The following is a 13,864-nucleotide window of genomic DNA, read 5'->3' on the forward strand; positions in this document are numbered from 1 at the left end:
GCTACAGAATGCCTTTCAGTTCTTCGAGACCAAGGGCGAGATTGACATTCTGGATCGCCTGCACCGCAGCGCCTTTGAGGAGATTGTCCTCAGCGGCGACGATAACAGCGTGCCCCCCATCTTCGCTCATGGTGAAACCGCCGATGAGAACGCCCTTGCGGTTCGTTCCATCTTTAAGTTCCGGCGGCGCGTTGCGCAAGGCGATCAGCGGTTCGCCACGGTATTTTTCCTCAAAAAGCTTCGCCAGCGCGGCGGCGTCGATTTTCTCCGCAAGCGGAATATGCGCGGTGACGACAATGCCGCGGAAGGCGGGATGCACATGGGGCGTGAAGCGCACCTTCGTTCCAAGATGGCGCGTCGCCTCCCGCTCGTGATTATGGCCCGTCAGCGCATAAGGCATGAGATTGTCTTTGAGGCGCTCCTGATCGTTTTTCGGGCTCGGCTTCGTCCCCGCGCCTGAATAGCCGGAAACGCCGAAGACCGACGGCACGCCGGAAAGCTTCGGCAGGAGCGGCGCAATGGCGAGCTGCATCGCCGTCGCATAACAGCCCGGATTGGCGATGCGCGTCTTGCCGATGATGGACTTGCGGTGAAGTTCAGGCAGGCCATAGGCCCAGTCATCGGAAAACCGGTAATCGGCGGAAAGATCGACGATGATGCGGTCCGGCGCATATTGCTCGATCGCCGCCACATAGTCGGAGGCGGCGCCGTCGGGCAGCGCGAGGATGACGACATCGGCGCGGCGCTTTGCGGCCTCTTCCGGACCCAGCGCTTCGAAAACGCATTCATCTTTATCTTCCGGCGCGATGTCGGAAACCGGCCGGCCGGCGAACTCCCGGCTAACGGCGTAAGCGAGCATCAGTTCCGGATGGCCCGCGATGAGACGGATGAGCTCGCGGCCCGTATGGCCGCGCGCGCCCACAAGTCCAACCAGAAACGGCGTGCTCATCTAATCGTCCCCTATGAAGGAGGCGGGCATTGCGGCGACATGATCCGCAATGCGCGCAATCCGCGCCCAGTCTTTCTCGCCTTTCCAGAACACTGTCCACGGGCCCGCCTTCACCGAGCCGTCGGCGTTGTCGTGATAGAACGCGTTAAAGCCGTTCGCGGTTCGCGAGCGCCAGAAGAAAACCGGATTTTCTTTCACAAGCCCGCGCCAGACGGTGCGCGAGAGGCCCTCGCCGCGCGCCTCCTCGACCACCGCGAATTTGTCGAGATAGATGAAATCGTCGATGGAAGTGAGGATCGCCCCGGCGCGGTAGCTCGCCGACATGTAGACGCAATGGAGATCGATACCGTCCCACCATGAGGATTTCAGCTTGCGCCCGAAGGCGTTTTCGACGAGCGCTTCGGTGCGCTCGCGGTCGAGCTGCGACTTGTCCTCGAAGCGGTGAATGTCCTCGCCCATGCGCACCAGCGTGCCCGACCCGCCATGGGTGAAGAGCTCGCGGATCAGTCCCTGCGGCGTCGTGATGGAGACCGAGGTCGACAATGGCGACGCGTCGAGCAGGCGCTTGATCTCGGTGAGTTTCAACCGCATCCCGCCCTCGACCCAGCTCGCCTTCATCAGCTTGTCGAAGTCGGAAGCGAGGTTGATCGAGTGCATGATCTTGCCGTGCTTGTCCAACAGCCCGCCGACGCCCGTGAGAAAGACGATCTTCATGGGCTGGAGCGCGGCGACGAGCGCGCGCGTCGCGCTGTCTCCGTTGATGTTGACGAGCTGACCGCCCGGCGCGATGCCGAGACAGGTAAGGATCGGCATGGCGCCCGAGCGCACGACCGAACGGATCAGCCCCTGACGGATCGTCGTCGGCTCGCCGACGAAGCCGAGTTTCTCCTTGTCGAGATACTCCGCCTCAATGACGCCGGCGATGAGGCCTTCCGCCTCGACGCCCTGCTTCCTGACCGCTTCAACGAGCTTGATGTTCTCGCCGATAAAAACATCGCGGGCGACATCGAGCGTATCGGCGTCGGTGACGCGCAGGCCGTCGACCTTCTTCGTTTCGACGCCGCGCTCCTTCAGCGCGATGTCAAGCTGCGGCCCGCCGCCGTGAAGAACGATGGGCGTCAATCCGACCGTGTGAAGAAAGGCGAGCGCCGACGCCGTCTCCTCAAGCTGTTCGCCGAGGATCGCGCCGCCGATCTTGATCACCGCGAAGCGCGACTGGTCGACCTCGGAGAAGCGCTGGAGATAGGCGCGAATCTCCTTGCCGTCGCTCATATTGGAGAGCAACTGGACGATGGTCTGGCGGGTGAAGGCGGTCTGGGTCATGACTAAACGTATCCGAGGCGCGTGACCGTTTTCCTGCGCAGTTCAGGCCCGCTTGTAAAGGGGCCGACCGCGGCCGGAAACAGGTTTTTCTTTGAATTACCGGAGGCTAGAGTAGTTTGGACAGAATCTGCTCATAGGGCGCAAATCCCGCCTTTTCATAAAATTTCATCGCCCCAACATTCCCCCCGAGAACATTGAGGCGCATCTCGGTAACGCCGAGATCGCGAAAGCGCGCTTCAGCGGCGGCGACGAGCGCCCGCGCCAGCCCTCGCCGCCGGACCTCAGGCGCCACAAAAATATCCGACAGGAAGCCGAAACCGCGCTGGCCGGGCAGGACATATGCGCCCTCCTCCGTCTCCACGAGACCAATGGCGAAGCCGAGCGCGACATCATCCTTGCGCCCGACCAGCGCAAACCCGCCCTGCTGCTTCACGCAGCCCATCAGATAACGCACATGCTCCAGCGCCGCGGCGTCAGTGAGATCGCGGTTGGGAACGAACTCATTCTCTGCTTCATTGAGGCCGCGCATCATCGCTGCAAGGGCGTGTTCGTCTTCGGACTTTGCGTCAGCAATTGTGAAGGGCGATGACATGACGCCGCCGCTAATCGCTGTGGACGTTTTCGATGACGAGAATGCGCGCCTCGCCTCTTGGATGCGCCACATGTTCCTCGCCATCCTCGACCGTGAGGGCGTCGCCGGGATGGAGCGTCAGAACCTTTTCTTCGCCGTCCTCGCGGTAATGCATGTCGACAATCCCGTCGACGACCATGAAGACCTCGCGTCCGGTGTTTTTGTGCCAGCGGTAAGGCTCGTCGGTCCAGTGCGCCTTGACGCTGATGTCGCTGAAAAGGGCGATCAGTTCGTTGCCCCAGGCGCGGTTCGCTTTGAAGGAAGAGACGCGGGTGAGTTTCATCTTCAGTTATCAGTTTCGGCCAACTCTGCATTTAGACGATCAACATGACTTTCCAACTCAGCCAAAATTTTTGCGACGCCTTCACTTCGGCACGCATCTTTCATCATGCTCGAAACATGCACGAATTTGCCGGTCAGTGACTCAGCTCGCGGCTGCCAAATTTGACCGGCGAGCGTAAATCCAGGGTACTCGAAGGAAAAGTGATAACGCGTCCCATCTATACCGGAATTGATCATAACCGGTTCCGATTTCACGCCAGCAGGAGGCAAGTCAGGATAACGCGTCCGGAACAACATCTCGCTCCACAATGAATAAAGCTTGTCGCCAAGCTCGTTCGATATCGAAATACCGCATTGGCTGACTTCAACCTCTTCACGCGTTTCTGGAAGGTTGATGTTTTCCGCTTCCAAATATTCCAGATAGCTCGCTAACTCTTCTTTCCGAAAATCAGAATCAGGCTTTTCATTTATCTTTTCATTCATGATTTCCAGCTCATCGAAATGACGCAACTGGACCGATGGCTCAAAAAACAAAATTCTATATTTTTCTTCTTTGAACTCTAATGCAACCGCATATTCTGGTTCAAAAGATGGGTAAGCGACAACTCTTCCGACAATTTCAAACCTAAACGCATCACGCAAAACGCGTGCGACGTTTTCTTCATAATGCATGTAATGCTGGAAGTCTGAACCGTACGGGCCGTCAAACGCCGACAACCGGAAATCTATGTCCGTAAAAACAGAGTCTTCTGGCAGAAGATGATCGTCATAACGCGGCCGGGCTTCAGCACCTTGTGCAAACAATAATGCAAACAAGACCAGCCTGAACATCTTTTATCCCGCCAAAGCCTTCATAATCGCCTTCTGCACATGCAGGCGGTTTTCCGCTTCGTCATAGGCGATGCAGTTCGCTGAATCGAACACCGCGTCGGTCATCTTCACATTGCGGCGCATGGGCAGGCAGTGGGAGACAAGCGCGTTGTTGGTCTTCGCCATTTTCTCTTCATCGACGATGAAGTGGCGGTACTCGTCGCGGATGGTTTTTTCTTCGTCCCAGTTGCCGAAATAGGGAAGCGCGCCCCAGCTTTTGGCGTACACGACATCGGCGCCTTTATAGGCTTCCTCAATATCGTGGCTCACCTGAATATGGCGGCCGTTCGCTTTCGCGTCCTGTTCGGCCTGGCTCATATAGCGCATGTCGAGAAGATATTCCGAGCGCGGACAGAGCAGCGTCACATCCATCCCGAATTTCGCGGCGATCATCAGCGCGGAATTGGCGACGGCGGTGTTCAAGGGCTTCGGGTGATAGGTCCAGGTCAGGACGAACTTCTTGCCGTCGAGGGCGCCGCGCCCGTCCTTTTCGAAGCGCTCCTGCAGCGCCATCACATGGGCCATCTCCTGGCAAGGGTGCGTGATGGTCTCCATATTGATGACGGGCACGTCTGCATATTTTGCGAAGGCGTTGAGGATCTTGTCCTTGCGGTCCTCCTCCCAGTTCTGGAATTTCGGGAAGGCGCGGATGCCGATCATGTCGCAATAGCGTGAGAGGACCTTGGCGGCCTCCTTCACATGCTCCTCGGCCTCGCCGTCCATGACGACGCCGTCCTCGAATTCCAGCGGCCACATTCCCCCTGATGGAGAAAGGACCACCGCATGACCGCCGAGCTGGCGCGCCCCCACATCGAAAGACGTCCGCGTTCTCAAGGAGTTATTGAGAAACAGGAGCGCAATTGTTTTGCCCTTCAAAGCATCGCCGAAAGGCGAGGCTTTCATGGCCTTGGCCTCGTCGAGCATGGCCTGGAGGTCGGGGCGGGTCCAATCGGCGGTGTTGAGAAAGTGTTTCATTCCCGCTCTTTAGCGGCCCGGCCCGGCGAAACCAAGCGCCCGTTATGGGGAAAATCGCGCCTCCCGGCCCGGTTGATTCGCAGGTGACAGGGATCGGCGAAACAGAATAGTTTCCAAATCCTTAACCGGCGGGCTGATTGGCGTATCGCACGCAGGAGTGGTATTTTCTGAGATTGAGCACGGGGTGCTCACCCTTATTTCTATAGGGCGCCTCATCTCGAAAGGTCCGGCGGGCGGAACGCAAGATGGCGGATGAACAGCAGCATCTGGACGGGGACCGGCTGGCCGCGCGCATCGACGCGCTCAGCCCCCGCCGGCTCGCCGCGCTGACCGGCGCCTTCCTCATCGCCCTCGCCGTCTTGTTTCTGTTCGAACTCAACGAAAAGGCGAAGCTCCGGGAAACCGAAACGCAACTGCGCCTTGCGCAAGCCGCAAGCGACGGCGCCGCCGCGCTCAACATCTCGATCATGACCGGCGCGCCGGTGCGCGAGACCATGGCGGGCATACGGCCCGGCGGGCTGACAGCCCTCTTCCATGTTTCCGCCTCGGGCGACATCCTGACCGCCGTAGGCGCGACCGATGTGGTCGATATCCCGGCGGGAACGCTGCGCTCCCTCGATCTCGATAATGACAATGCGGCGCGGCTCGATCTTTCTGGCGGCGACATCGCCGTCGCCTGGCGCCGGCTCGACAATGGCGACGCTATACTGGTGGCGGCCCCGGCCCGGGACATGTTCGACCGCTCGCGGGTCTGGGTTTTGTTCGCGATCATTTTCGGCGCCATCACGCTCGCCATCGCATCGCTGATGGCGGCGTTCATCCGCCAGTCGCGCGCCGCGGCGAATGCGGCGCACGCGCTCTCCACCCTGACGGAGTTTAACGCGGCGCTGACCGGCGGGCGCTGCTCGCCATGGTTCTACGATCACAAGGACCGAATGGTGCATCTCACCAAAGCGTTCCTGCAGCCGCTGGGACTTTCCTCGCGCGACCGCAAATTTACGATGCGCGAGATTTCCGCCCTCGTTCATCCGCAGGATTTGCGCACGGCGCTCGCGGTCATTTCCGGCGAGCCTTCCGGCGTTTCCGAAGGCGTTGTCCGCATGCGCGAACCGGGCGGCGGCTGGGCCCGCGCCTATTTCCGCACGTCGGGTGAAGCGACGCGGTTTCACCGCGCCGGCGTTGCGTTCGATCTTGCCGGCGCGGCCACCTTGGCGCCGGGCGCGGCCATCGCCGAGACCCGCCTCAAAGACGCCATTGAGAGCATTCCCGAAGCCTTCGTCCTCTGGGATGCGCAGGGCCGCCTCGCCATCTGGAACAAGCGCTTCGCCGCGATCTTCCGCATTCCGGCGAAAGTGTTGAAGGCCGGGCTTACGATTGACGAGGTTGTCACCTGCGCCGGGGTCGCCGGCGACGTTCTCGCCGCGCATTTCGGCCCGCTGGACGACAAGCAGCAGGAAAATGTCGAAGTCGCCCTTCCCGGTTCGCGCTGGGCCCATGTCTCACGCCGCAAGACCGCGGAAGGCGGCTATGTCTGCGTCGCAACCAACGTGACGGATCTCAAACGCCGCGCCTGGGCGCAAAAGAAAAAAGAGCGCGAGCTGCGCGAGACGGTGGAAGACCTCGAAAACTCCCGCAAGGAACTCTCCGAGGCCTTGCGCAAATACGAATACGAAAAATACCGCGCCGAAGAGGCGAGCCGCTCCAAATCGGAATTCCTCGCCAATATGAGCCACGAACTCCGAACGCCGCTCAACGCGATCAACGGCTTTTCCGAAGTGATGCAGTCGGAGCTTTACGGGCCGCTGGGCGACGAAAAATACAAAGAGTATGTCACCGACATTCTGTCGAGCGGACGCCACCTCCTCGAGCTGATCGACGACATTCTCGACATGTCGAAGATCGAGGCAGGGCGCCTGACGCTCGAACCGAAGCGCATTGAGCTTGAGAAAATCCTCAATGAATCGACGCGGCTGGTGGCGAAACGGGCGCAGGACGCAGGCGTCAAACTGACCGCCTCTGTGGCCCATGCGCCGGCCGTCTGGGCCGATGCGCGCGCGGTGAAACAGGTGGTGTTGAACCTCCTTTCCAACGCACTCAAATTCACGCCCAAGGGCGGCGAAGTCACCCTCACCGCCGAAGCCGATCTCGACGGTGTCACGGTGATTGTTGCGGATTCAGGCTCGGGCATCGACCGCGCGAAACTGCAGAAACTCGGCGCGCCGTTCGAGCTCACCGAAAGCCATTTTTCTCGCTCGGGCTCCGGCTCCGGCATCGGGCTGGCGCTGTCGAAGTCGCTCATGGACATGCAGGGCGGCATTCTCGCCCTCGCCTCGCAGCCCGGACGCGGCACCGTCGCCTGCGCCACCTTCCCGCGCCGCCAGGCCGCGAAAGTCCGCCTGCCGCAATTCATCCGCAAGGAAGCGCACATCCTCACCGGCCGCGAGGCGCAGCCGGCGAATGTGGTGGCGACGCAAGCGGCGGAATAATCCGCACAAGTTGAACCAGTTTAGACTGAAAATGTAGCGCCCTGTTTTACGCAGCATTACCGCGGCGCCGCGAGGATTGCGCGCTCAATAATACAGGCGCCGCCCCCATGCGCGTTGACATCGACCGCCAGGATATTCTGAACGCCCTCGCCGACACGCGGAAGACCTTCGACCGCGCGAAGGCGGGGCTTGTCATCTCGCTGTCGCTGACGGCGGGAATTTTCCTCGCCGCAGCATTCGGCGCATGGCGCGGGGCCGCGGCGATCATGGCCGAAGCGCCGGCGCTTTCCTTAGAGGGTCTTCGCTTCGCGTACAGCATGGATCCGGACGCGTTCTTTGGGATGGCGGCTTCGCTCGGCATGGCGAGCCTTTCGTTTTTTACCGGTCTCGCCATTCTGGCGGCCCGGCGCAAGCGCGCCGCCGCACGCAAGGAGGAAGCCCTAAGCCACCCGCTCAATGCCGGACGGTTAGAGTTCATTTTCTCCGCAGAAAAGCTGACCATTATGGGGCCGCTTTCCGTCAAGAAAATCAGCTGGCAGAACATTGCGAAGATGGAAAGCCGCAAATCCTCCATCGTCTTTCACAGAAAGGATGGCGGCTTTGAGTTCATCCCGAAAAACGTTGTGCCGAACGAGAATTTCTTCGATCTGATGACGGTGAAACACGGGCCGCTGCTCAACAAGCCCTGCTCCTATGAAGAGGCGCATCTGGCGAAGCCGCTCAGCATCACCTATGAGGCATCGCGGGGCGATCTCGACGATTATTACGCGCAGTATTTCAAAAAACGCGACGGTAAGTTCCATACGCTGCGCCGCCTCGCGCAATGGCGGCCTTTGGCGCCGTTCCTGTTTCTGGTTGCTGCGGCTTTCGCCGGCATGTTCGGCTACACCGCCTTCAACACCTACAGCCTTCTTCATGCAGGCGCGGCGATGGGATGCGCGCTCGCGGCCGGCGCTATCTTCGTCATGAATGGAAGCTATTTCCGCGGCCCCGCGCATCCGTTCCGCAAGAATGAAGGCTGGCCCTATGCGCAGACCGATCTCGTCACGGTCAGCCTTTCGAAGGACGGCGTTTCTCATGCGCGTCACGGCGCCACAGACGTCATCCGCTGGGGCGCTTTTTCGGCTTACATGGAATCGCGGCTCTTTGGTTATCTCGTCGTCGCGCCGAAACATGTCATCGCCCTGCCCAAGCGCGCCTTTCTCAACAAGGCGCATTTCGACGATTTCACGGCTTTCGCCAAGCGCAGCATGACCCTCGCCAAACAACAGAAAAGCGATGCGGAACGCGGACGGCTGGTGCGCTCCTTCGGCCAGAAAGAAGCGCAGGCGGCGCAACCGAAACCGAAACAGGCTTCACGGCAGGCTCCCGCCGCAACGACGGCGCAGCCGCAACGCGCCAAACCTGCGCTGCCTAAACCGGCGCCGCAATCACAATTCGCGCGTATCGCCGGACCTTCTCCAAAGGCTGCGCCCGCACAGGTGAAAGCAGAACCGAAACCCGCCCCCAAAACTGTGCAACAATTAAACCCGGCTCAAGCAAAGCAGGCACAAGCTCGTCCCACACAGCAGGCCATTCCCGCAACGCAACAGCCGCCGAAAACCCCGGCGCAGAAACTAGCCAAGAAACCCGCAACGAAACCGGCGTCGGACACGGTCGCGATCCTGAATTCCGCCCTGAAAAAGGCGGCGCAACTGGAGGCGAAAGCCAGGCAACAAGGGGCGGCTGCGCCCGTTGAGCAATCACCGCCGCCCAAAAAGAAAAGCGCCGCCGAGTAATCTTAGAGATCGCGCAGCATGGCGATCGCGCGCCGGGCCGTGCGCGGGATTGAGGTTTGCGCGGCGCCTTTCTTCAGCTCTTCAAGCTTTTTCTCATCGAGCCACCGCCCGCCGATCATCACCGCGACGGGATTTTCAACCGTGCTGACATCGCGCAACGGATCGCCATCGACGAGGATCAGATTGGCGCGCCAGCCGGGCGCGATCACCCCGGTCTTGTCGAAACCCAGAACCTCGCCGGCGTTCACGGTCGCCGTCTGCAGCGCCGCGTAAGGCGTCAGCCCCGCCTCGACCAGTAATTCCAGTTCGCGCGTCATGGCCGAGCCCGGAATATTGGTGAAGATGCCCGCATCCGTTCCTGCAACCAGAGTAACGCCGGCGTCATGCAGCATCTTCGTCGCCTGCAGATAAAACGCGGCGCGCGGCGTCTCCCGCGGGGCCGGGTCCATCCCGCTCCAGAAGTCGAAGGTTCCCTTGTCGAGCATCCGATAGAGCGGGTTGACCGTCTCTGCGCCCGGACGGCGGAGATAATCGCCTTGCGACTCCGCAACGCGGATAAGATTGGCGTGGGCGATCAGCGTCGGCGTCACCGCCTCGCCCGAGGCGGCGATTTTTTCCGCAAGTGCTAGCATCGCCGCTTCGTCGAGTTCATCGCGCAGTCCGTGCCAGACAATCGACTCCACATGTTCGATGGTGGTGAAGCCGCGCCCCAAGGATTCCTCGAAACTAATGTCGAACGGCTCATCGTAAGGCACGCCTTCGCCGCGCACGCCTTCGGGCGTGTGGCCGGAAACGCGCATGCCGCGTGCCGCCGCTTCTTCGGTCACGGCGTCGTAGGGCTCGCGCCGCAAATTCGAATAGATTTTGATCTCGCGATACCCCTGATCGTATTGCTTCGCGACGGCCGCGCGCGCTTGCTCCGCCGTTACAACGATCTGGTGATTGTCCTGCTGGTTGCGGCCGGGACTGTTGAGGATCGGCCCCGTGGTGATGAAATCGGGACCGAGTATCCGCCCTTCTGCAATGCGTTTTTCAAGCGGCAGGTGAAACGGCATGCCCGACATGTTGCGCACGCCCGTCACGCCATGAGCGAGATAGCCCGCAAGCTCCGCCTCGTCCCAGACATGAACATGGGCGTCGATGAGGCCTGGCGTCAGCGTCTTGCCGGCGCCGTCGATCACGATTCCATCTTGGGGCGAGGCTAACGATCCAGCGGGACCGATCTGGTCGATGACGCCATTGACGACAAGCACCGCCATGGCGCCTTGCGCCTGCGGCGCCCCCGGCGCCATGGAGACGAGCCGCACATTATCAATGAGGACCGCAGACAATATCGGCGCCGGTTTCAGCGCGCGCGGATAGCCTGTTGCTGAAATCCCGAGCCAGATCGCCGCTATTAAGAATAGCGCCCCAAGCGCCAACAGGCCCCGCCGCCAAATCATCGATTATTCCTTCCCTGCCGGGATAGCCCCGCCCTCTTCATTTCACAGATAGTCCATTTAGGGAGCGTGGCGCACCCTTTGAAGGTGGCGCCCTCACTAACAGCGACCGCGCCGCATTTCAAAATCAGGGTTTCATGCGTTAAGCATGACGAGACGGACGGAGGAATATCATGGCCAAAATCGTCGGCGGCATCGCCACATCGCACACGCCCACCATCTCCTTCGCGCTCGACGCGAAGAAGCACGACGATCCCGTCTGGGCGCCGATCTTCAAAGGCTATGAGCCAGTGCAGGAATGGCTGGCGGAAACGAAACCCGACGTCCTCTTCTATATTTTCAACGACCACATGACGTCGTTCTTCATCGATCATTATTCGCATTTCACCCTCGGCGTCGGCGATGAATACCGCACCGCCGATGAAGGCGGCGGCCCGCGCGCCTTGCCCCCGATCAAGGGCGATCCGAAACTCGCGGAACATATCGCCAAGGGCCTTGTCGCCGACGAGTTCGACATTTCGACCTTCCAGAACAAGGGCCTCGATCACGGCTGTTTCTCGCCGCTGTCGCTGTTGTTGCCCCATGAAAAGGAATGGCCGTTAAAGCTCATTCCGTTTCAGATCGGCGTGTTGCAGTTTCCGGCGCCGACCATGCGCCGCTGTTACAAGATCGGCCGGTCGATCCGCCGGGCCATCGAGCACTATCCGGAAGACATCAAGGTCGCGATCGCAGGCACGGGCGGGCTGTCGCATCAGGTGCATGGCGAGCGCTGCGGCTTCAACAATACGCCATGGGACATGGAATTCATGGAGCGGCTCGAGAAAGACCCTGAAAGTCTTCTCGACATGACTCATGCGGAGCTTGCGACCCTCGGCGGGCTAGAAGGCGCGGAAGTCGTGATGTGGATGATCATGCGCGGCGCGCTGTCGAAGAAAGTCGAGACGACGCACAAGGCCTATTACCTTCCCTCCATGTGCGCCATCGCCAATATGGTGATCGAGGAGCGGTCGGACGAAACAGACGAAGAGTCCGACGAAGCCTATATGAAGCGCATCAACCATCAGGTGGCGGGCATCGAAAAGCTCGACGGAACTTATCCGTTCACCATCGGCATGGGGGTGAAGGCGTTCCGGCTCAACAATTATCTTCACAGCCTCGTCGTGCCGGAGCACCGCAAGCTGTTCCTCGAAGACCCGGAAACGAGTTTTGAAAAAGCCGGGCTCACCGAAGAAGAAAAACGCCTTGTCCGCGAGCGCGACTGGCGCGGGCTCATCCATTACGGCGTGATCTTTTTTATGCTGGAAAAGCTCGGCGCCGTCGTCGGCACATCGAACCTTCATATCTATGCCGCCATGCGCGGCCAGACGCTGGAGGATTTCCAGAAAACCCGCAATGCGCAGATCATGTATTCGGTCGCGGGCGCCGATGAAGGCAAGACCGAATGGGACAAGGCGCCGGCGAAATAAGCGCCGACGAACTTAGTCTTCTTCAGGTGGCGGCGGCGGCGCGTCGTCAGGCGGCGGTCCGCGCCGCTCTTCCCGCCGGTCTTTCCAGCGTTTTCGCAGTTCCGCACGGCGTTCATTCGCCGTATCGATCAGACGCTTGCGCTCCGCCGCCGGCAGGCTTTTGAAGGCGCCGATGAAAGCGTCGTTGAACGCATCATACTGGCTCTCCTGAACCGCGCGGATTTCATCGAGCTTCGCCTCGATCGCCGCGTCATCCCATTCCTCAGCGCTCATCAACACGCCAAGCTCGCGCCGCAGAGCGCCCATCTCGCGATGGGTCTCGCGCATGGCGGGAAGCTGTTCGCGGAAAGCGCCGCGGAACTTGTCGCGCAGCTCCGGCGACAAATCCTCCGCATAGCGCATGATCTTGAACGGGTCTTCAAACCCGCCGCGGGGACCGTGGCGGCCGTCAGGCTGGTGCATCGGCGGCGGCCCCGCGATCATCCGGCCCGACACATGGCCGAGCGCAAAAATATTGAGACCGACCGAGACGAACAACAGGGCGGCAAGCCCGATGATTACTCCGCGTCCCATTCGATGCCTCCGTTTTCGTTGAGCGCTGTGAGGGAGAGATCGTCCATATAGGCGAGCGCTTCATATTCGGGCGTCAATGTATCCTGCGCCGAGGCGCTCATCAGGCCCGACGCGATCCCGAGCGCGCCGACCCCGGCAAGAACGCCCGCCGGTGCGAGCCGCATCACCGGCGCGATGCCGCGCAGAAAATCGAACAATCCCGTTTGCGGTTTCGGCGCTGTATACGCCGCCATGATGCGGTTGGTCAGATCTTCGCTCATGCGCGGCGCCGTGGCGGCGTTGAGAAAGCCGTCAAGATCGCGCGCTTCGACGAGAATCGCCTGCGCTTCATCGGCGTCGAGGATATCCGCAAAGGTCTCGCGGCGCTCCGCCGGCCAGCGCGCGACATCCCCGCCGAACGCATCGGCGCAGTGACGCAGCGCGTCCAGCCGTTCAGTTGATATGGGCGTCATGTCCGTCATCCATCTTCCCCATCAAATGCTCGCGCATGGGCGCGAGACTTTCGCGCAAGGCGCGCCGTCCCCGCGCCAAGAGCGATTCCAGCGCATCGACGCTGATCTCCATAATTTCGGCCGCTTCGATATTGCTCAACTCCTGATAATGGCAGAGCGTGATGGCGAGCCTTTGCCGTTCGGGCAGCTTGTCGAGCGCTTCGTCAATCGCGAAACGCCGTTCGGCTGCAAAAATCACCTGGTCCTGCCGGTCGGCGCTATCGGCTCTTTCGGGCGCGGCGTCTTCCGGCGCCTCGCGCTTCGACTTGCGAAGCTGGTCGAGGCAGATATTCATGGCGACGCGGTAAAGCCAGGTTTCGAATTTCGCGCCTTGAGGCTTCCACTTCGCCGCATGCCGCCAGAGCCGCAAAAACGTCTCCTGCACCGCGTCTTCGGCGGCGGCTTTGGAGCCCAACATGCGATAGCTGGCGGCGTAAATCATGCGCGTATGCCTTTCCACAAGCAGCGCCGCCGCGGCTCTGTCGCCGAGACCTGCGCGCCTCACCAGCGCTTCATCAGTGTCCGTTTCCTGCTTCAAGAAAGCGCCGGTTCGATTTGTCCGGCGCCGCACGACAAGTCTCGCACAAGCGCCGGAAAGTTA

The 13,864-nt window shown here is 60.7% G+C and carries 13 protein-coding genes; 3 read left to right on the top strand and 10 right to left on the bottom strand.

Features of this window, described 5'->3' with window-relative positions; genetic code table 11:
• Position 1: 1 nt before the first annotated feature.
• The 6 genes from argC to ACQY5P_RS06810 form a co-directional block, all read right to left on the bottom strand.
• Complete coding sequence (argC, locus tag ACQY5P_RS06785; RefSeq protein ID WP_428409977.1) at positions 2-949, bottom strand: N-acetyl-gamma-glutamyl-phosphate reductase; 948 nt, start codon at positions 947-949, stop codon at positions 2-4.
• Positions 950-2,272, bottom strand: a complete 1,323-nt coding sequence (locus ACQY5P_RS06790; protein WP_428409978.1) for an acetylglutamate kinase — start codon at positions 2,270-2,272, stop codon at positions 950-952. It abuts the gene before it with no gap.
• Between the two features lie 106 nt (positions 2,273-2,378).
• Complete coding sequence (locus tag ACQY5P_RS06795) at positions 2,379-2,864, bottom strand: N-acetyltransferase family protein (protein ID WP_428409979.1); 486 nt, start codon at positions 2,862-2,864, stop codon at positions 2,379-2,381.
• Between the two features lie 10 nt (positions 2,865-2,874).
• Positions 2,875-3,186 (bottom strand): cupin domain-containing protein, encoded by a 312-nt coding sequence (locus tag ACQY5P_RS06800; RefSeq protein ID WP_428409980.1) that lies wholly within the window; start codon positions 3,184-3,186, stop codon positions 2,875-2,877.
• A gap of 2 nt (positions 3,187-3,188) precedes the next feature.
• Positions 3,189-4,016 carry a hypothetical protein gene (locus tag ACQY5P_RS06805; RefSeq protein WP_428409981.1) on the bottom strand — a complete coding sequence of 276 codons (828 nt, stop codon included), beginning with the start codon at positions 4,014-4,016 and terminating at the stop codon, positions 3,189-3,191.
• 3 nt (positions 4,017-4,019) lie between these two features.
• A complete protein-coding gene (locus ACQY5P_RS06810; RefSeq protein WP_428409982.1) occupies positions 4,020-5,030 on the bottom strand; it encodes an N-acetylornithine carbamoyltransferase in 1,011 nt (336 codons plus the stop codon).
• Positions 5,031-5,275: 245 nt separating this feature from the next.
• Here ACQY5P_RS06810 and ACQY5P_RS06815 point away from each other — a divergent pair, with 245 nt between their 5' ends.
• The gene (locus ACQY5P_RS06815; protein ID WP_428409983.1) at positions 5,276-7,516 is read left to right on the top strand and encodes an ATP-binding protein; all 2,241 of its coding nucleotides are present in this window, start codon (positions 5,276-5,278) and stop codon (positions 7,514-7,516) included.
• 107 nt (positions 7,517-7,623) lie between these two features.
• Positions 7,624-9,294 carry a hypothetical protein gene (locus ACQY5P_RS06820; RefSeq protein WP_428409984.1) on the top strand — a complete coding sequence of 557 codons (1,671 nt, stop codon included), beginning with the start codon at positions 7,624-7,626 and terminating at the stop codon, positions 9,292-9,294.
• 2 nt (positions 9,295-9,296) lie between these two features.
• On the opposite strand, the gene ACQY5P_RS06825 is transcribed toward ACQY5P_RS06820, so the two are convergent.
• On the bottom strand, positions 9,297-10,736 hold the full coding sequence (locus ACQY5P_RS06825) for an amidohydrolase family protein (RefSeq protein WP_428409985.1): 1,440 nt from the start codon (positions 10,734-10,736) through the stop codon (positions 9,297-9,299).
• 170 nt (positions 10,737-10,906) lie between these two features.
• Here ACQY5P_RS06825 and ACQY5P_RS06830 point away from each other — a divergent pair, with 170 nt between their 5' ends.
• Positions 10,907-12,199 carry a gallate dioxygenase gene (locus tag ACQY5P_RS06830; protein WP_428409986.1) on the top strand — a complete coding sequence of 431 codons (1,293 nt, stop codon included), beginning with the start codon at positions 10,907-10,909 and terminating at the stop codon, positions 12,197-12,199.
• A 12-nt stretch (positions 12,200-12,211) separates the two neighbouring features.
• Here ACQY5P_RS06830 and ACQY5P_RS06835 read toward each other — a convergent pair whose 3' ends face one another.
• Genes ACQY5P_RS06835 through ACQY5P_RS06845 form a run of 3 tightly spaced genes read right to left on the bottom strand, consistent with a single transcriptional unit; the run spans position 12,212 to position 13,834 of the window.
• Positions 12,212-12,772 (bottom strand): periplasmic heavy metal sensor, encoded by a 561-nt coding sequence (locus ACQY5P_RS06835; protein ID WP_428409987.1) that lies wholly within the window; start codon positions 12,770-12,772, stop codon positions 12,212-12,214.
• Entirely contained in the window at positions 12,757-13,233 is a 477-nt protein-coding gene (locus ACQY5P_RS06840) for a hypothetical protein (RefSeq protein ID WP_428409988.1), read from the bottom strand. The genes ACQY5P_RS06835 and ACQY5P_RS06840 overlap by 16 nt, the downstream gene beginning before the upstream one ends.
• Positions 13,205-13,834 carry an RNA polymerase sigma factor gene (locus tag ACQY5P_RS06845; RefSeq protein WP_428409989.1) on the bottom strand — a complete coding sequence of 210 codons (630 nt, stop codon included), beginning with the start codon at positions 13,832-13,834 and terminating at the stop codon, positions 13,205-13,207. The genes ACQY5P_RS06840 and ACQY5P_RS06845 overlap by 29 nt, the downstream gene beginning before the upstream one ends.
• Positions 13,835-13,864 lie beyond the last annotated feature (30 nt).

Origin of the sequence: Hyphococcus sp. (assembly GCF_965267305.1) — a bacterium.
In the GTDB taxonomy this organism is placed as follows: domain Bacteria; phylum Pseudomonadota; class Alphaproteobacteria; order Caulobacterales; family Parvularculaceae; genus Hyphococcus.

Coding starts and splice junctions, on each gene's coding strand:
- ACQY5P_RS06820 (WP_428409984.1), top strand. CDS start 7,624: ATGCGCGTTGACATCGACCGCCAGGATATTCTGAACGCCCTCGCCGAC.
- ACQY5P_RS06800 (WP_428409980.1), bottom strand. CDS start 3,186: ATGAAACTCACCCGCGTCTCTTCCTTCAAAGCGAACCGCGCCTGGGGC.
- ACQY5P_RS06825 (WP_428409985.1), bottom strand. CDS start 10,736: ATGATTTGGCGGCGGGGCCTGTTGGCGCTTGGGGCGCTATTCTTAATA.
- ACQY5P_RS06835 (WP_428409987.1), bottom strand. CDS start 12,772: ATGGGACGCGGAGTAATCATCGGGCTTGCCGCCCTGTTGTTCGTCTCG.
- ACQY5P_RS06790 (WP_428409978.1), bottom strand. CDS start 2,272: ATGACCCAGACCGCCTTCACCCGCCAGACCATCGTCCAGTTGCTCTCC.
- argC (WP_428409977.1), bottom strand. CDS start 949: ATGAGCACGCCGTTTCTGGTTGGACTTGTGGGCGCGCGCGGCCATACG.
- ACQY5P_RS06840 (WP_428409988.1), bottom strand. CDS start 13,233: ATGACGGACATGACGCCCATATCAACTGAACGGCTGGACGCGCTGCGT.
- ACQY5P_RS06805 (WP_428409981.1), bottom strand. CDS start 4,016: ATGTTCAGGCTGGTCTTGTTTGCATTATTGTTTGCACAAGGTGCTGAA.
- ACQY5P_RS06795 (WP_428409979.1), bottom strand. CDS start 2,864: ATGTCATCGCCCTTCACAATTGCTGACGCAAAGTCCGAAGACGAACAC.
- ACQY5P_RS06810 (WP_428409982.1), bottom strand. CDS start 5,030: ATGAAACACTTTCTCAACACCGCCGATTGGACCCGCCCCGACCTCCAG.
- ACQY5P_RS06830 (WP_428409986.1), top strand. CDS start 10,907: ATGGCCAAAATCGTCGGCGGCATCGCCACATCGCACACGCCCACCATC.
- ACQY5P_RS06815 (WP_428409983.1), top strand. CDS start 5,276: ATGGCGGATGAACAGCAGCATCTGGACGGGGACCGGCTGGCCGCGCGC.